Below are 17,932 nucleotides of genomic sequence, written 5' to 3' on the forward strand. Positions count from 1 at the left end.
CGGCGAGACAGCAATCGGGAGTGTGGACGCATCCCTGCAGGTCCGGGTGTGGCACCACTCACGGCCTGAGCGGGAATCAGTATGTCCACGAACCCCGTTGTACTTAGTTGACGTAACAGTCATTCCCGAAAAAACAGGAGAATACTTCCATGGCAACAACTGTCCTCACCCTCGTCGGTTCACTGCGCAACGGTTCCACCAACCGCCAGCTGGCCGAAGCAACGGCACTGAACGCACCGGACGGCGTCGAAGTCACGCTCTTCGCCGGCCTGGAGAACATCCCGTTCTACAACGAGGACCAGGACATCGAGGGCCAGGTCCCGGAGGCAGCACGCGAGCTGCGCGCCGCCGCAGGTGCTGCGGATGCCCTGTTGCTGGTTTCCCCGGAATACAACGGCACCATGCCGGCCGTGCTGAAGAACGCCATCGACTGGCTTTCCCGCCCGATGGGCGCCGGCGCCGTCTTCGGCAAGCCCGCCGCCGTCATCGGCACCGCCTACGGCCAGTTCGGCGGCGTGTGGGCCCAGGACGAGGCTCGCAAGGCCGTCGGCATTGCCGGCGCCACCGTGCTGGAAGACCTCAAGCTTTCCATCCCGGGATCGCTGGTCCGCTTCGCCGAGACCCACCCGAAGGACGACGCAGAGGTTGTCGGCCAGGTTACTGAGATCCTCGAAGGCATCCGCGCCGCCGCCGAGAGCAACTAGTACCGAACTCCCTTCGACCCGTCCGGGTCGATAATCACCCACCCTGTGGCCGGCATCTTCCCCAAGACGCCGGCCACAGGCGGCTTCGGTGCAGGTGCCCGAGCGCAACTGCTCCGGCCCGCAAGACGGTGAATGGCTAGGATGAAACCCATGAACGACGAGATGACGTTGCGCTTCCTGGCCGCCCCCACCGATGTTTCCGAGGACGGCACCACGGTCCAGGCAGGCCGCGTGCTCGAATGGATCGACAAGGCCGGGTACGCCTGCGCGGTCGGCTATTCCGGCGGGTACTGCGTCACCGCCTATGTGGGAAACGTCCACTTCACCCGGCCCATCGAAAACGGGGACCTGATCGAGGTCACCGCCCGGATCGTACACACCGGGCGCAGCAGCATGCAGGTGGTGGTCACCGTCGACGCCGCCGATGTGCGTGAACGCGTCTTCCAGCCCGCCATGGATTGCATCCTGGTCTTCGTGGCGATGGACGAGGACCGGCGGGCCAAGGCGGTGCGGCCCTGGGAGCCGAACGATGCCGCAGCGGCCCAGCTGGCCCAGGGTGCCGCGGACCGCGTCGCGGCGCGCGCTGAGATCAGGAAGGCCATGTTGGCCCAGGAATACACGGACTTGGGTACCGCGCCTCGGGAAAGGTTCAGGTTCCTGGCTTCGCCCGGCGATGTGAACTGGGGCGGGAATGCCCACGGCGGGATCGTCATGCGTTGGATCGACGAGGTCGCGCGGGCCTGCGCCATGGGCTGGTGCGGCAAGGATGCGGTGGCCGTCTACTCCGGCGGCATCCACTTCACCAGTCCGATCCACATCGGTGACATCGTCGAGCTGGAGGCCCGGCTGATCCACACCGGCCCGCACTCGATGCACATCGCGGTGCAGGTCAGAGCGAGGGACCCGCGCGAACCCGCGTGGCGCGATACGACGCAGTGCATGACCATCTTTGTCACCCGCGACGAATCCGGGCACACTGCCGAGGTGCGGCAGCTGGTGCCGGTCAACGAGGAGGACCAGCGGTTGGATGCCCACGCCCTGGATCTGGCGCGCCGCCGCGCGGAGCTGGAACCCATGCAATTCGCCACGGCCCGGGTGTACTAAGAGCGCAGCAGTCCGATGCGGGCCGGCTTCCCTCCGATACCGGACGGTCGCCTCAACCCCCGCGCGGCGCGATCGCTGCCACTTCGACGGTTTCTAGCCTCGGGTGCAGATGGTCTCCGTGCTCAACCACCCCCGTGACCCAGCTGATCACCAGCCCGTCCTCGGTGTCCTCGAGGATGGCCAGGTTGTTATCGAACCACGGCCCCTTGATGCCGTCCCAGCGAAAGGGCGGATCCGGCACATGTGCCCTTCGCGCCATCCAAGCCCCAAACGGGACGGCCGGCCCCAGAGCCAAGGCCGCGGCAAAGTAGCGCATAAACCGGGGCAGTGGGTTGCGGATGGGCGAACACACGGCCTGCAGGATCCTGCTCCCGTTCTCACGTTCGACTTCGGAGACATAGGAGAAATGCACGTCGCCGGAGAGAAACGTGACGGACTGCGGGGCGGGGCCGCGCTGCCCATCGGCGACCTCGGTGGCCCACCGGGCCACGTCCTGGAAGCTTTTTTGGAACGCCGCCCAATGTTCAAGATCCACGGCCCGGCGCAGTCGTTCCCCGAGCCACGCCCGGATCTGGCCGTGTTCCCCCGAGGAGAGGGCCTCGTTCCACGCTTCCACGTGGTGCAGGCCCATGGGCAGCAGGAAGGGCAGCGAGGTGCCGATCAGCAGGTGGCGGAATCCGCCTTGCATGTGCTCGTCGAGCCACGCATTTTCCGGTGGATCGAGCAGGGCACGCGCTTCGGGGTCGAAGGTGCGCGCGGCACGGGAGTCCACCACGATCAGCTGTACCGTATCCCAGTCACGGCAGTAGCTCCAGCTGTATTCTTCCGGTGCGGCATCGACGCGCTCGGCGAACCGGTCCAAGTCGGCAGTGATATCCAGTTCTTCGGGGCCGGTGTGCGCCTGGATGCGTTGCCACAGTGGATCTGCAGCGCGCTCGTCGGGGGAGAGGTTGCCGAGGTGCTGGTAGATCCAATACGAGCCGAGGCCCGCAACAATGCGTTCGTGCCACCAGCTGGTCTGCTCCATGTCCTGCTTCCAACTCAGCGAGGAGTTCCAATCGTCGCGGATGTCGTGGTCGTCGAAGATCATGGCGCTGGGCAGGGTGGAAAGAAGCCAACGGTTGGCCGGGTCGGACCAGGCCAACCGGTACAGGTGGGCGTATTCCTCGAAGTCCTTCAGCTCCGCCCCGGGTTCGTGCCTGATATCGCGCCGACTACGGATGAACTCCCGCTTCTGGTCGCTGGTGGAGTCCGCATAAACCTGATCCCCGAGGAAGAGCAGCAAATCCGGCCACGGTCCGTGCCCCGGGCCCGCCATGGACAGGGCATAGGCGCGCATCGCGTCAACGCCGTGCTTGCGGTTGCCCGCCGCGTCATGCGGAATGCTGGAGCGGCAGGACCCGAAGGCGAGCCGTGGCTTCTTGGCGGGGTCGATGGTGGCGATCATCGAATCGGGGAAGCCGTCGTCGCGCGGCCAGACCGGGTTCCCGTCCAGGTGCACGCTGTAGGGATTGACGCTTCCAACATCCAGCCCCGTCACCTCCACCAGAGCGTAGCGGTGGCCGTGGGCACCAAAATTTGGCGCACGGAATGTGTATTCACCGCAACGGACCTCGACGGTGCAAGACCGAGCGGTCTCCACCCAGATGCTGGCCGAGGTGTTATCCACGTGGCGGAGCATCGGGCCAAGGACAAGACCCTGAACGTCCAGGGCCCCGGAAACGGCCCGTGTGCTTCGCTGGCTCATCGAAGTCCTTTCCTGATGGTGCAGGTCAACCCAGAATGGCACCGCTGTTTCTTTCGGCATAGGCCCGGCTGCCGGGTACGGGAGCAGATGCTGCATAGGATGGGCTGATGAGCCCATCCCCGTATCTGCAAACCCGCCGCCGCCTCGTGGCTGCCGCGCCCCGAGAGATCTTCGAACTGCTTAGCAACCCCGCCATGCACCCGGTCATCGACGGCTCCGGAACGGTGCGGGCCTCAAACTCTCAGGGACGCAAACTCACCCTGGGCAGCGAGTTCGGCATGCAAATGCGCCTGGGGGTCCCGTACCGGATCAGCAACACCGTGGTGGAATTCGAGCAGGACCGATTGATCGCCTGGCGGCATTTCAGCGGGCATCGGTGGCGCTACACGCTGGAACCGGTCGGGTCCGGGACACTGGTCAGCGAAACCTGGGACGCCAGCCGGTTGCGGCACAAATGGCTGCTGCGGCTGATGGGCTTCACCCGGAACACCGGACCCAATATGGAACGCACCCTGGAACGGCTGGCCGCGCAGTTCCCCGACGCCACCAAATAAGGGAGCCTTTTGCCCTCGATAGCTCGTCGATGACGAGGCAAAACACCGTGCAGCGCCACGCATCACCGGGCACCGGGGTTCAGCAACTACGCTGAAACCCATGAGTAAGCCACCCGTGAAAGGTCCGTCAAGGCCAATTCGTGCCCCCCTGCGGATCACCGTGCCCAGCCGCAGCGACGCGTTCCTGCGCAAGTTCACCGAGCTCATCGGCGGTCCGCTGGGCAAACACAACAATCCGGGGCGGATCAACCCGGGCTTCTTCACCATCGAGCGGGTGCTGGTGCTCCTCACCGTGGTGGCGGCACTGTTGGCCGTCGCGTCGAAGAACGCCTGCCGGCTCAACGGCTGGGGCGGCACAAACTCCTACGCCTGGGCCTGCTATTCGGACTGGACGGCGCTCTTCGGTGCCCGCGGGTTCGCCGAGAACGCGTTTGCACCCTTCGCCGCGGGCGCCGAATTCGAATACCCGGTGCTGATGTCAGTCGTCGCCTCCGTGACGGCAGCACTGATCCCGGCCGGCGAATTCAACAGGGCCCTGGCCTTCTTCGACCTGAACTTCTTGTTGGTGGTGGGCCTGTGGATCATGGTGGTCGTGGTGACGGCCCGGACCGCCGGGCGCCGGCCCTGGGATGCTGCGATGGTGGCGCTGGCCCCCGGGATCATCTTGGCCTCCTCGATCAACTGGGACATGTGGGCGGTGGCGTTCCTGGCCCTGGGGATGCTGGCCTTCTCCCGCGAAAAGACGTTCCTGGCCGGGGTGCTCATCGGCCTGGGCACCGCGATGAAGGTCTTCCCGCTGCTCTTCTTCGGAGCAGTGATCGTGCTGGCCATCCGCTCCGGCCGCTACCGGCCGCTCGTGGTGTCCCTGTCCGGTGCAGTACTGTCCTGGCTGGCGGTGAACCTACCGATGGCGATCATGAACTTCGAGGCGTGGAAGCACTTCTTCACCTTTACCGAGGACCGCGGTGCGGGACTGTCCTCCTTCTGGCACATCTACAATGTGACGGCCTCGGTGGTGCCGGGGATGCCGGAACTGGGGGCCTCGGTGATCAACTCGTTGGCGATGGGCCTCTTCGTGGTCAGCTGCGCCGGGATCGCCTACCTCGGGCTGAAGGCTCCGACGGCCCCGCGGCTGAGCCAATTGGTGTTCCTCATCGTGGCCTCCTTCATCTTGTTCAACAAGGTCTACTCCCCGCAATTTGTGGTGTGGCTGGTTCCGCTGGTGGCGCTGGCCTGGCCAAAGTGGAAGGACTTCTTGGTGTGGCAACTCTTTGAGGTGCTGCATTTCTGGGCGATCTGGATGTACCTGTACGCGAGCTCGGCCGATATCAAGGCGTCGAACACGTTCCCGACCTCCTTCTACGTGTTCGCGGTACTGGGCCACATGATCGCCACCGGGTACCTGATGTACAAGGTCTCTCGATCAATGTTTGAGCCCGATTTGGACCCGGTGCGCCGGGTGGGGCAGCTGGATCCGCAGGCCGGCGCGTTCGCCGGTGCGGCCGATAAATTCGTGTTGGGAGCAAAAAAACATGTCGCATGATGTTGCGGTGATCGGGGCGGGGCCCAATGGCCTGGCCGCGGCCCTGACCATGGCCCGGGCTGGGCTCTCCGTCCGGCTCATCGAACGTAATTCGACGATCGGCGGCGCCGCGCGCACGCTCGAGCTGGGTTACCCCGGTGCGATCCACGATGTGGGCTCCGCGGTGCACCCGATGTCCCTGCTGTCCCCGTTCTTCAACGAGATCGGGTTGCGGGAACGGGTCGAATTCGCTGTCCCGGAGATCTCCTTCGCGCACCCGATTCCCGATGGGCGTGCCGGGATTGCCTGGCGGGATCTGGCACGGACGGTGGAGGACCTCGGTGCCGATGGCCCGGGCTACCGCCGGATCATCGGGCCTGTGGTGGAGCGCATGGCCGGGACCACGGATCTATTGCTGCACCCGTTGCTGCGGGCGCCGCGGCAACTCGGTGCGCTGAGCGTCTTCGGGCTGCGTGCCGCCCAACTGATGATCCCGGGGCTGGGCACCGGGGAACTTGCCACGGCGATGATCGCCGGCTGTGCGGCGCATACGGCAGGTGGCGGCCGGGGCCCGGCGGCAACCGGTGCGGGACTCTTTCTGGCGGCCTCCGCGCACTCCGGTGGCTGGCCGATCCCCATCGGAGGATCCCAAGCGATTTCCGATGCATTGGCGGCAATGTTCACTCAGGCCGGCGGGCGCATCGAGCTGGATTCCGAGGTCACCGATCTGGCCCAGCTTCCTGAGAAGACCGTACTGTTCAATACTTCGCCCGAGGCGATGGCCTCGATTGCTGGCGGGGTGTTGCCGCCCAAATACCGCAAGGCACTCACCGGCACGCGCCGGGCCCCCGGATCCTGCCTGATCCACTATGTGCTCAATGCGCCGGTGCCGTGGCGCAATCAGGAACTCGCCGATGCCGGAACCGTGCACCTGGGCGGCACCGCTGCACAGATCGGGCGCGAAGAGCGCCGGGTCCGCACCGATGTCTCCGACGCGCCCTATGCCATCGTGTCCCAACCCAGCAGATTCGACCCCTCGCGGGCTCCCGCGGGCAAGCACGTACTCTGGGCTTACTGCCACGTGCCCAACGGAACCCCTGCGGACCTGACCGCCGTGATGAACCGCCAGCTCGAGGCCGTGGCCCCGGGCTTCACCGACACCATCGAGTACAGCCAGGCCGTCACCGCCCCGGGGTTGGCGTCACAGAACCCCAACCTGGTCGGCGGAGACCTCTCGGGCGGGGTGACCGATATGCGCGGCATGCTGATCCGCCCCACACTCTCGGCCGACCCCTGGCGAACGCCGGCCAAGGGGATCTACCTGGCCTCCAGTTCCACCCCGCCGGGACCTTCGGTGCACGGAATGAGTGGTCACTTGGCAGCACAAAGCGCCCTGCGCCACGAATTCGGGATTCGTTCTTAGCCGCCTAGCCGCCCGGCGGTCCAGCTGACTGAAGTACTGGAAAAACCTATACGGCCATATACGCCTGCATACTTTGGTTTGACTCCAGTGGCGGATTCCAAGTCCACATCTCCTCCGTCCACGGGAAATTCCAGGGCTCCGATCGAAGGAACGGGTAGTTATCTCCCGACCGTTCCGGCCGTGGTTTCCAAAATCATGGAAACTTGCGTGGGCGGAGCGGAGAAGCCTTCTGTGAACCGACTGGACATCATGGTCCGAGAGGTCAGACGAACATGACGGGGATAACGACATATGTGAAGTAATAACAACTATTGTTATCCTAAGCTAGATCTTTCTATACTTGGGAGATGGACCCTGCATTGAATCCCTTCGCCCCCGGTTCTGGAGTCAGACCTCCGGAACTTGTTGGTCGCCAAAGCGAAATTGACGCATTCGACTTACTCGTGGTCCGCGCGAAGTCGAACACCATGGGGGATCGCGGCATGGTCCTATCTGGACTCCGTGGCGTCGGGAAGACTGTCCTGCTGAATGTCTTCGCTGAGCAAGCAAGGCGTAATCACTGGATGGTAATTCAGCTGGAGGCCCAGCCAGGGGTGGAAGGAATGACCAAGACACGCGCGAAACTTGCGCGTGAACTTGAAATGGGAGCCCGAAGGCTTCGAGGAACACCGGTCTGGTCATATCTCAAGGATGCTCTGGGAAGCATCAGCAATATTTCAGGAAGTCTGGGAGTCGCCGGTTTCTCCGCATCCGTCGCAACGAAGCATGGCCGGGCAGATTCGGGAAAGCTCGACATTGATGTTGAAGAGCTCGTGGAAGACGTGTCTGTGGCAATGAGGAAGGCCAGGGCGGGCTTCGGGCTATTCATTGACGAGATGCAGGACCTAGACGAGGAACTATTGACGGTTCTGCTGTCCGTCCAACACTTGGCCGGACAGCGCGGATGGCCTTTCTACATCATCGGCGCCGGGCTCCCTAACCTTCCTGGAAAAATTGCCGAAGCCAGGACTTACGGGGAGAGACTCTTTCTTTACCGAACGATTGGGCAACTGGACAAGAAATCTTCCGCGGATGCACTGACTGTGCCCATCGGCAGGCTGGGTGCCTCGATCACGGAACGGGCGCTGTCCACCCTGCTGACGGGTGCGGACGGGTACCCATTTTTTCTTCAGACATATGGTCGTGCAGCTTGGGATATTACGTCCGGCAAAGTCATCAACGAAGATGACGCGAAGTTGGCGATCGAATACGGAACAATCGATCTCGACCACGGGTTCTTCCAAGCGAGGTGGCAGAGAGCCACGCCAGCCGAGCGGAAGTATCTACGCGCAATGGCCCAAGACGGTGAAGATTCATCGCAAACGGGTGAAGTCGCAGCCCGGCTTGGGAAATCTACGAATAAGTTGGCAGTAATTCGGTCAAGACTCATTTCTAAGGGTGTGGTTTACGCGCCCGAGTACGGGCTCATTCAATTTACGGTTCCTGGAATGGCCCGTTTTATCGATCGACAAATTGAAGACTGAATGCCAGGTGGTGGGCAGCATTTGATGTTGCTTCCGTGCCGCGCAGCTGATACGGCCAGTCAGAATCCAGAGCCGATGAGTCTGCCCATGGTTTCTTTCGACGTCGGTAGGTATATTCCGAGGGCTTGGGGTTCTCCGACACGTTTGACGATGTCCCAAGGAGTCAACCCTTTGGTGGAACCGGCCCGCGAGTGTGCGGCGCTACGCTGGGTGATGTGAACGATCATGAGCCGCAACCAAGTACCGGTGTAGCACCAAGCCACCTCGAAGCCCACGGCGCGTCGGCCGGAGAGATGGTGCTGCGCGTCCTGCGCGTGGGGTTGCACGTCGGTTTCGCCGTGCTGCTGGGCGTCGGACTCATCCGCGTGCTGCTCTCCGAACCGAGCCTGGGCCGGCGGCTGATAGCCGTCGTCCTGACCCTGCTGCTTGCCGCGCTATACCTGGCCGGGACTTTGGCGGAGAAACGCCATGCCGCGGGCCGGGCGCCGAGCACCGTGCGCTGGGCCAAGTGGTGGCTCGGCGGGGTTGTGTTGCTGTGGATCGTGCTGCTCTACCTGCACGCGGATTTCTCCTGGCTGGCGTTCCCGCTCTTCTTCCTACACTTACATATCTTGGGCCAACGCCACTCACTGATTGCCGTCGGACTGCTCACCGCCGCAGTCGTTGCCGCCGGCGGGTACCACTCCGGATCCCTCGCCCTACCGCAGATCCTGGGCCCGCTGGTCGGAGCCATCTTCGCCGTCATCATGGGCATGGCCTACCGTGCGCTGTACACCGAGGGTGTGAACCAGCGCCTGGCACTGGATGAATTGCGGGCCACCCGTGCGGCGCTGGCCGCCGAACAACACCGCGCCGGCACCCTGGCCGAACGCACCCGCCTGGCCCGTGAAATCCACGACACCCTCGCCCAGGGGCTTTCCAGCATCGTGCTGGTCTCCCGATCGGCCTCCGCCGCCCTGGAATCGGGGGACACCGCCGCGGCCGCAGAACGACTTGAAACCATCGGGGAAACCGCCGCCGAGAATCTGGCCGAGGCTCGCGATTTCGTCGCCGACCTGTCCTCGGCCGGCGACGGGGCCCGTTCCCTGGCCGGCCGGCTACGCCGGCTGTGCACCTCCACCGAACGCGCCGCCGCCGCTGCGGGCCACGGCTTCGAGGTGGTTTTTCGGCAGGACGGTTCGGCCACCGCACTACCGACGGAGGTTTCCGCCGCGCTGTGGCGTGCCGCCCAGTCCGGGCTGGCCAACGTCGCCGCGCACGCGCACGCCAAACATGCGGTGATCAGCCTCGGCTACCTGCCCGATGCCGTCACCCTGGACATCTTTGACGACGGGTCCGGCATGGACACCGGCGAAATCCCGGCCAAGCCGCGCGCCGACGGCACCGGCTACGGGCTGGTCGGATTGCGTGAACGCCTGGACCTGCTCGCCGGATCCTTGGAAATCGAATCGGCACCCGGGGAAGGGACGGTCCTGGCCGTCCGCATCCCCCTCACCACCGAAGAAAGCAGCCTGTGATGCCTAACCTGAAGATCATGTTGGTCGATGACCACCCCGTGGTGCGCGCTGGCCTGCGCGCCGTGCTCACCGAACAGGGCGGACTCTCGGTGCTGGCAGAGGCCGCGGACGGAGCCGCGGCATTGGCCCAGCTCGAACGGCTGAAGACGCTGGGCAAGCAGGTGGACGTGGTACTCATGGACCTGCAGATGGACGGGATGGACGGGGTCACCGCGACGTCCCGCATCCGTGCGCAGAATGGCCCCCCGGTGCTGATCTTGACTACCTACGACTCGGATGCGGACATCCGTGCGGCACTCGATGCCGGGGCCGCGGGTTACCTACTCAAGGATGCCCCGCTACCCGAGGTGCTGGCCGCGGTCGAGGCGGCAGCAGCCGGGGGACAAGTGCTCTCGGCGGATATCGCCGCCCGCATCACCCCCGAGGCCCGCGCCAACACCACGGATTTGAGCCCACGCGAACTCGAATTGCTGCAGCTGCTGGCCCGCGGACAAAGCAACAAGGAAATCGCCGCGGAATTGTTCATTTCCCAGTCCACGGTCAAGACGCACCTGATCCACATCTACGACAAGCTGGGGGTGGATAACCGCACCGCGGCGATCGACAGGGCGCGGGGGAACCGGCTGATCCGCTAATGTGCCCACCCGGAATTCTGCTGCCGGGAGGCACGGGAGACGAGGGGTCAAGGTGTGCAACGGTCCCGTGGAGCAGCAACCAGGCCTCGTGGGTCACGTAGCTCTTCCCGTGGGCCGACACACGCCGTGGGTGAGCACCGCTACCGGGGACCCTGCGTCTGGAGACCTCGCGTTGATCGACAAAGGACGGGTTTCCGGATACGTGGTTTGATGCCAAGGGATCCGGTGCCCTGTAAAGGTTCGTTTATGGTGCGCGTTGTCCCTAGCCGCGCTGACGGCCACGTTTACACGCGTATTCCAGGTGCGGACTCAACCCGCTTGGGCCCAGGTAAAAGTAGGAGTCGGATTCTTGAGCCCAAAATTCGGCAAAGGCCAAGCCAGCCAGGGATCCCACGCGCAGCAGGGGCGTCACTTCGAATCGTGTTCTGCAACCGGTACCGACCTCCCGGATAGCCGGCCGTGGAAAACGCCAACCCCGCTCCTCGAACAGTACGCAGCAGGCCACCTGCGGCGCATGACGGGCCCGCCTCTGAACGTATTGCGTGGGGCCTTGCCGGCAGGGGATGCGTATAGGGTGAAGCCATGTCTCTTGAATCCCAAACGCTCGGCGGAGCGACGCAAATCACCCGCATGGTCAGTACCCGGCTGCCGACCCGGCACGGCGAGTTCAAATTACTGGGCTATCGCGACGTTTCGGGCGTTGACCACGTAGCCCTCATCCGTGAGGAGGGCGCGGCAGCCAACGGGCCGGCGCCGCTGGTGCGGCTGCATTCGGAGTGCCTGACCGGCGACGCATTGGGTTCCTACCGCTGCGACTGCGGGGAACAGCTCGATGCGGCCCTGCAGGCCATTGCTGCGGCCGGTCGGGGCGTCCTGATTTACGTCCGCGGACATGAGGGCCGGGGCATCGGACTGATGAATAAGCTGCGGGCCTACGCCCTGCAGGACGCAGGCAAGGACACCGTGGATGCGAACACCAGCCTCGGGTTGCCGGTCGACGCCCGCGACTACCGCCAAAGCGCGCAGATCCTGCGCGACCTTGGAATAGGACGGATCAGGTTGCTCTCCTCGAACCCGGCCAAGCAGGAGGCCCTGGAGGCGCAGGGCATAGAAGTGGAAGCACGGGTTCGGCTGGACGTCAGGGACCGACCGGAAAATTCCGGCTACCTGGCCACCAAACGGTCCCGGATGAGCCACGATGCTCCGCCGGAACACCATGCCTGGGACACGCTGGCCGACGGCCGGCTTCCCGGTGGAGCTCTGACACCCGCTGACGAAGCCCTGGTGCAGCGTTACGGGCCGCTGATCGAGGCGGGCCCGCAACTGGTGATCGCGCAGCTGGGACAGAGCATGGACGGGTTCATTGCCTCTCGCACGGGTGATGCCTGCTTCGTGACGGGGGAACTGGATCGCGAGCATCTCCACCGCCTGCGGGCCCTGGTGGATGCCGTGGTCGTGGGTGCCGGGACGGTGCACAACGATGACTGCCAACTCACCGTCAGGGCCGTCACCGGAACCAATCCGGTCCGCGTGGTCATTGATCCGCACGGGCGCATCCCGCATACGACCACCGTATTGACCGATGCGGGCACACCGACCCTGTGGCTCGTCGGCGCCGAGGCCAGCACGCCGCAGACCCTCTCTTCGCACGTGGCCGTCCACCGGTTCACGAGCGAGCAGGACTTCGAGCCCGCGGCGATCCTTGGTTTCCTGGCGAAACTGGGCCTAGGCCGGGTCCTGGTGGAGGGCGGGGGACTAACCGTTTCCCGTTTCCTGCGTGCAGGTGTTCTGGACCGTCTTTTCCTCACCAGTGCCCCGTTGTTGGTCGGTGACGGTGTCCCGGGCATCCGCTTCGAGGGAACCGACGCCCTCTCCGGGGCGTTGTCCGCTCCCGTGCGCAGGTTCGTTCTGGGCGAGGACGTGTGCACGGAGTTCAACTTCGCCGCAGCTCGCCCGGCGTCCCCGGTTACTGCGCAACGTCCGGATCAACAAGACGAGGCCGCCGGGCAGCACTGAGACCAGGGCAAGGATCCCGTAGGCCACCGACACCGCGACCCCTTGCTCGGCCGCATGGCCCAGCAAGACGAATCCCAGGGCGGCAGCTCCCTCCCGCGGCCCCCACCCTGCCACATTGAGCGGAATGGACATGCCTGCCAGGGTGATGGCCGCCAGGACGGGGATTTGACCGGCCGGCAGCCCGGGAGCCAGGGCAAGGGCAGCCAGTAGGAACATCACCGCAAAGACGCACCACCCCGCAACTGAAAGCACGGACACCATCGCGATGTCCCGCAGGGTGAGCCGGCGCAGCCACAGCCAGGAAATTGCCGCAGCCGTGACGGCCACGACAATGGACAGGATTCCGACGCCGGGCCGTAATCCCAGCAGCACGATCCCCGACGCCAGGAACACCACCGAGGTGCCCGCCAGGCGTTCGGCCGAAACGGCACCCAGGCTGCGCTTGAGCGTGTCGCGGCGTCGACGGCCGTCATCCGGAGTCCGTTCCACGGCCCGGAGTGCGTCCCCGGCCAGCCCGCCGGGCAATACCGCGTTGATGAATGCCGCCTGCCAGCAACGAGCCACCGCCGGGCCAAGGCCCACTTCGATGCCCTGGCCGCGGGCGACAAGCCTCCATCGTTGGGCCTGCACTGCCACTCCCATCGCCCCCAGGAACAGTGCACCGACCAATGCCGGCACGGTGAGCACCCCCGCCGCTGCGGCAAACGGGTCGCTGCCCCACAGCTCGAGCATCCACACCAAGATTCCGGCAGTCACGGCGACTTGCGCCAAGGCCATGAGCAAAGAGCGGCGACTCATCCAGGCAACCGCGCTCCCCAGGGATCAGCGACCGGGCCGTGGTGTGGGCGTGGGGCGCACGGCAGGCACAACAGGTCCTGGTGCCCGACGCGCACGGTGAGGGCGCCTTCTCGTTCAAGCGACAACCGGTCCGCCAGCCAGAGCCCCGCCCCGGTGTCCCCGGCGTTCTCTTGTTCCCTGACGGCGTCCGCCCGGTCCTGCAGATACCGCCGGATTAACGCACCGTCGGCCGGACCGAGTTTCCAGTCCGTGTCCGCGAGGTGGACTTCCATGCCGGCAGCCCGAAGCCGCTCGGCGACATGTCCGACGGCCTCCGGCCCCGCCAGGAAACCCCGGCGTTGATGATCGTTGAACGCCGCATTCACTACATCGTCCAACCGGTGGCGCGGAGACAATTCCACGACGCCGGTGACGCTGAGACTGAGCAAGGCCGGGACGCCCCGCAGCGCGAGGAGGTCACAGAATGCGTCGAGCTGGTCCACACTGAGCAGGTCAAGGACCGCCGAACAGGTGACCAGGGCGCGTTCGGCCGCGGCCTGGGGCAGCGTGGCGAGGTCCTCGATCCCGGCGACAACACGGCGCGGTTGCCCCACGGCATCGTCTTGCCGGCTCTCCTGGGCCAGGGCCAGCAACGCCGGATCGTGATCCAGCAGCGTCCATCTCTGGGCGAAATCCAGACGGGGCGCGAGCCACGTCTGGTTGGCTCCGGTTCCCGCGCCGACGTCGATGACCTCGACCCCCGAAGTGGCCCCGGGGATCGAGAAGTACTCGGCGAGTCTATCCAGCAGGGGGCCCGAGGCCACCCGGGCGCGCTCGTCGGCTGCCCGCCGCAGCGTCAGCCAGTCGCTGGCGATCGGGCGCTCGAGTTCGTTCACGAAGCGAGGATCCGCTGCATGTGATGCGCTGTCTGGTTCCATGTGGGCAGTCTATCGCGGGCGACCGCCGCGGCTTCGCGCCAGGCGGTGCGCAGCCGCGGATCGGTGAGCCAGCGTCGCAACACCGCCTCTAGGCCGTGGTGGTCATCGGGTTCCACGGCGGTACCGGGCAATACGGTTCCCGCCAGGGCCAGGGCCTCCTGCGATCCGGTTCCGGCTCCGACGACGGCGGGGATCCCGTGGGCCAGTGCCTCGGTAACCACCATTCCGAACGTCTCGGCGCGCGAAACCAGCAGCAAGAGGTCGGTGGCGCTCCAGATGCTCTCCAGCTCATCTCCGGTGCGTGCCCCGATGACCTGCACCCGATCTTCTTCAAACGCGTTTGCGGCGAATTCGCGCACTTTGTTCGCATAGCCGGGGTTCGCGGTGTCCGGACCCACAATCGAGACCCGCCATGGAAGGTCTCGCAGGCCGGACAACGCACGCAGGATGGCCAAATGGTTCTTGCGCGGGGTGATCGATGCCAGCAGGAGCAGTTGCAGCGGGGTGCTGCCCACCGCAGGTGACGCGGGTTCGGTGCCCGGAAGCAGCACGCGCGTGGGCAAGGGTCCGTAGCGGTTCACCACGTCTTGTGCCGCCCATGCACTGGTGCAGATCACGGTGTGCGCCCCCTGCAGGGCCTGGCGTTCCCGGACGCGCAACCGCTCCGTCTCCTCGGGCGGCAGCCTTGATTCCGCCAGCAACGAGAGGTGGAAGAGGATGTAGACCCGTGTTCCGGCCGCCGCCGCCGCCTGGATCTCTGCAGGCGCCGCGGAGGCGATGAGTCCGTCGATGACCACTTGGGAACGCCCGGTCAGTGCGGCCCGCACCGCGGCAAGATCCCGGGCCTCGGGTCGCGGCCACGAGCCGGGTATGGCACGCACCTCGACACGGTGTCCGAGGGCTTCAAGGGCCCGGACCAGTGCCTCGTTGTAGCGGGTTCCCCCGCTGGGGCCCGGCAACCCCGCAGGAAGCAGGAACGTGGTTCCGGCCGGTTCAGTCGAAGGCGATGTCATGGGAGGCCCAGGCATCGGGGTGCTCACGCAGCAGGACTTCCAGGCCGGCGTACTGCGTGGTGTCGAAGCGCACGCACAGTTCCGTGCTGATATAGCCGGCAATGGCCTCGGTGGTGCTCAGGCGCCCGGCAAAGGCGGGGTGCTCATCCAGGTTGGAGTACCGCAGGGTCTCCAACACCTCCGAAAGCATCGAGGTCGCGGCCCCGATGTCCATCACGACCGACTGGGGGCCGAGTTCGGCACGACGCCACGTCGCCTCGACCACCAGGGTCGCACCATGCAGCGACTGGGCGGGGCCAAAGAAGGGATCCGGAAGGCTATGGGCGATCATCACGTGGTCGCGGACGGTCAAGGAATACATTCAAGGGCCTTTCTTGCGGGTCATCGCCGCGGTGGTCCCTCGGGGCATTCGCGGCACATGCCATGAGCCTACCGTCCGAAACGCGCAACGGTGGTGAAGGTGGGCGGCGCCGCCTCTTCCTAGCTGTTGCCGGGATAGCTGATCGCCCGGCACAGTGAGGGCAGTGCTCCGCTGGCCAAATCCGCAATGACCCCCGGCAGCTCGGCGAAGTCCGACTCCCCGCTGATCAGCGCATCGAACACCGGATCCACCAGTGCCTCCATCACCAGGCCCAAACGCGATGCGTGCGTGTGCCGGTGCCGGCGGGCACGCCCGATCGTCGAGACCTGGCTGGCCGTGATGCGCAGGCGCCGGACGTGGAAGTCGGCACCGAGCGGAACCGCGGGGACATGGGACCCGAACCATGAGAGTTCAACCAAATCGCCCTCGTCCGCGAGCAGTTCCAGGCCCCGCGCGAGCCCTGCCTCGGTGGTGGATGCGTGGTAGACGATGTCGCATCCTCCCGTTGCTGCTTCGGGGGCAACGGCCTCGATCCCCATCTCGCGTGCCATGTCCCGCTTGGCGGGATCAGGGTCGATTAGTTGCAGCGCCGCCAGCGGGAAACGGCGCAACAACGCGGCCAGCGAAGCACCGATCATCCCCCCGCCCATCACCGCGACACGGTCCCCCATGCACGGGGAGACGTCCCACAGGGCGTTCAGTGCCGTCTCCACGGGTCCGGCCAGAATGGCACGCCTGCTGGGGACATCCACGGGAATGAGACCCAACGCCTCCACCGGCACCACGTAGCGGTCTTGGTGGGGATAAAGGCAGAACACCCGGCGACCCAGCAGGTGCGCCGGCCCTTGCTCGACGATGCCGACCGAAAGGTATCCGTACTTCACCGGGAAAGGAAAGTCTCCTTCTTGAAAGGGTGCCCGCATCCTGGAGGCGACCGCCGCGGGGACCTGTCCGCGGTACACCAGCATCTCGGTGCCGCGGCTGACCCCGGAGTACAGGCTGCGCACCAGCGCCTCGCCCTGACGGGGAGCGGGCACCTGTCCCTGGCGGAGTTCTCCCGTCTCAAACGCCGTCGTCCAATAGGCGGTGACCTGCAGGGGCTGTTGTGGATCCATGTCTAGACTCTAGCTTCACCGACACCAGGCAACGTCCTGCGGCGGCTCCGAGCACCGAACCCGTTCCCGGCCCCAGTAGACTTTTTGCGAGATACCCAACTATCCAGGGGAGGAGCACGATGCATCGATTCACGGGCCGGAGCCGGCACCAGGCGCTCACGGATGTGCTGTGCGCCATCGGGGGCTCCGTGGTGCTCGGTGCCGTGTTGGTGCACTTCGGGAAGGTCCCCTGGTGGGAAGGCCTTGCCGCGGTGGCCGGCGGACTGGCGTTGGTCTCCGTTAGCGTTCTGAACATCGTGCGGCGCGATCCCATGTTCTCGACCGCGGCGGACCGGGTGACGCTGAGCCGCGCCGTGCTCGGCGGCGGCTGCGCCACCCTCATCGTATTAGCAGCCCTGGGATCGGACCAGCACCGCTCGTGGTGGCTGGTTCTGCTGGCCGGTCCCGCGGTCTTGCTTGATGCCGTTGACGGGGCCGTGGCCAGGAGAACCGGCACCGCCTCGGCACAGGGTTCGAGACTGGACATGGAGACCGATGCCGCGCTGATGTTGGTGCTCTCGGTGCCTTTGGCCTTCACGCTCGGGCCATGGGTGCTGGCGATCGGTTTGATGCGATACGGGTTCGTTGCGCTTTCCTGGCGGCGTCCCGCGCTGCAGGCGCCGCTGGAGTTCAGCCGGTTCCGCCGGATCGTGGCAGCCATCCAATCCGTGGTCCTTGTTGCTGCGCTGGTCCCCAGCGTACCCGTGCCCCTGGCCACGGCCACCGTGGCGTTCAGCCTGGCGCTGCTGGTCACGTCGTTTGCCCGCGATGTCGTCACCTTGGAACGCAGGCAAGGCTCCGGGACGGCCGAGGGAAAATCGGTGGACGGGCACATCTAGTTCAACGGATGGGGTTGAAAAACGACCTGGAATACAACCCGGCGCGATGCCCCGGAATTGAAAGCGTTGTCTTGGTGAACACCAGGGACCACGGATGCGATGTCC

The 17,932-nt window shown here is 65.4% G+C and carries 15 protein-coding genes and 1 pseudogene; 10 read left to right on the forward strand and 6 right to left on the reverse strand.

All coding sequences use genetic code 11. The annotated features are described in order from the left end of the window. Positions 1-149: 149 nt before the first annotated feature. Positions 150-704, forward strand: a complete 555-nt coding sequence (locus tag ADIAG_RS00610; protein ID WP_007269333.1) for an NAD(P)H-dependent oxidoreductase — start codon at positions 150-152, stop codon at positions 702-704. Between the two features lie 150 nt (positions 705-854). After that, positions 855-1,808 (forward strand): acyl-CoA thioesterase, encoded by a 954-nt coding sequence (locus ADIAG_RS00615; RefSeq protein ID WP_007269334.1) that lies wholly within the window; start codon positions 855-857, stop codon positions 1,806-1,808. 52 nt (positions 1,809-1,860) lie between these two features. Here ADIAG_RS00615 and ADIAG_RS00620 read toward each other — a convergent pair whose 3' ends face one another. Continuing rightward, positions 1,861-3,555 (reverse strand): alkaline phosphatase D family protein, encoded by a 1,695-nt coding sequence (locus ADIAG_RS00620; RefSeq protein WP_007269335.1) that lies wholly within the window; start codon positions 3,553-3,555, stop codon positions 1,861-1,863. Positions 3,556-3,662: 107 nt separating this feature from the next. On the opposite strand from ADIAG_RS00620, the gene ADIAG_RS00625 reads away from it, so the two are divergent. From ADIAG_RS00625 to ribA, 7 genes are all read left to right on the forward strand, one after another. Then, complete coding sequence (locus ADIAG_RS00625) at positions 3,663-4,109, forward strand: SRPBCC family protein (protein ID WP_007269336.1); 447 nt, start codon at positions 3,663-3,665, stop codon at positions 4,107-4,109. Between the two features lie 100 nt (positions 4,110-4,209). Then, the gene (locus ADIAG_RS00630) at positions 4,210-5,652 is read left to right on the forward strand and encodes a glycosyltransferase family 87 protein (RefSeq protein WP_007269337.1); all 1,443 of its coding nucleotides are present in this window, start codon (positions 4,210-4,212) and stop codon (positions 5,650-5,652) included. Beyond that, positions 5,642-7,054, forward strand: coding sequence for a phytoene desaturase family protein (locus tag ADIAG_RS00635; RefSeq protein ID WP_007269338.1), 1,413 nt, complete (start codon positions 5,642-5,644; stop codon positions 7,052-7,054). The genes ADIAG_RS00630 and ADIAG_RS00635 overlap by 11 nt, the downstream gene beginning before the upstream one ends. 359 nt (positions 7,055-7,413) lie before the next feature. After that, the gene (locus tag ADIAG_RS00640) at positions 7,414-8,577 is read left to right on the forward strand and encodes an ATP-binding protein (protein ID WP_235045794.1); all 1,164 of its coding nucleotides are present in this window, start codon (positions 7,414-7,416) and stop codon (positions 8,575-8,577) included. A gap of 293 nt (positions 8,578-8,870) precedes the next feature. After that, positions 8,871-10,094, forward strand: coding sequence for a sensor histidine kinase (locus tag ADIAG_RS00645; RefSeq protein ID WP_043472540.1), 1,224 nt, complete (start codon positions 8,871-8,873; stop codon positions 10,092-10,094). Next, positions 10,094-10,729, forward strand: coding sequence for a response regulator transcription factor (locus ADIAG_RS00650; RefSeq protein WP_007269341.1), 636 nt, complete (start codon positions 10,094-10,096; stop codon positions 10,727-10,729). The genes ADIAG_RS00645 and ADIAG_RS00650 overlap by 1 nt, the downstream gene beginning before the upstream one ends. Before the next feature lie 582 nt (positions 10,730-11,311). Next, positions 11,312-12,745 (forward strand): GTP cyclohydrolase II, encoded by a 1,434-nt coding sequence (gene ribA, locus ADIAG_RS21945; RefSeq protein ID WP_007269342.1) that lies wholly within the window; start codon positions 11,312-11,314, stop codon positions 12,743-12,745. Positions 12,746-13,024: 279 nt separating this feature from the next. Here the strand turns inward: ribA and ADIAG_RS21950 are convergent. From ADIAG_RS21950 to ADIAG_RS00680, 5 genes and pseudogenes are all read right to left on the reverse strand, one after another. Beyond that, positions 13,025-13,543: pseudogene (locus ADIAG_RS21950) on the reverse strand (lysylphosphatidylglycerol synthase domain-containing protein); the annotation flags it as partial. After that, positions 13,540-14,418: a class I SAM-dependent methyltransferase gene (locus tag ADIAG_RS00665; RefSeq protein ID WP_007269344.1), complete on the reverse strand. Its 879-nt coding sequence runs from the start codon at positions 14,416-14,418 to the stop codon at positions 13,540-13,542. The gene ADIAG_RS00665 and the pseudogene ADIAG_RS21950, both read right to left, overlap by 4 nt. Continuing rightward, positions 14,415-15,473: a glycosyltransferase family 4 protein gene (locus tag ADIAG_RS00670; RefSeq protein ID WP_161623915.1), complete on the reverse strand. Its 1,059-nt coding sequence runs from the start codon at positions 15,471-15,473 to the stop codon at positions 14,415-14,417. Before ADIAG_RS00670 ends, ADIAG_RS00665 begins: the two co-directional genes overlap by 4 nt. Then, positions 15,454-15,834: a 6-pyruvoyl trahydropterin synthase family protein gene (locus tag ADIAG_RS00675; protein ID WP_007269346.1), complete on the reverse strand. Its 381-nt coding sequence runs from the start codon at positions 15,832-15,834 to the stop codon at positions 15,454-15,456. Before ADIAG_RS00675 ends, ADIAG_RS00670 begins: the two co-directional genes overlap by 20 nt. Before the next feature lie 119 nt (positions 15,835-15,953). Beyond that, a complete protein-coding gene (locus ADIAG_RS00680) occupies positions 15,954-16,949 on the reverse strand; it encodes a zinc-dependent alcohol dehydrogenase (RefSeq protein WP_007269347.1) in 996 nt (331 codons plus the stop codon). A gap of 119 nt (positions 16,950-17,068) precedes the next feature. Between ADIAG_RS00680 and ADIAG_RS00685 the strand changes: the two genes are divergently transcribed. Then, positions 17,069-17,827: a CDP-alcohol phosphatidyltransferase family protein gene (locus tag ADIAG_RS00685; protein ID WP_007269348.1), complete on the forward strand. Its 759-nt coding sequence runs from the start codon at positions 17,069-17,071 to the stop codon at positions 17,825-17,827. Positions 17,828-17,932: the final 105 nt, after the last annotated feature.

Source organism: Paeniglutamicibacter gangotriensis Lz1y (genome assembly GCF_000348945.1).
Taxonomy (GTDB): domain Bacteria; phylum Actinomycetota; class Actinomycetes; order Actinomycetales; family Micrococcaceae; genus Paeniglutamicibacter; species Paeniglutamicibacter gangotriensis.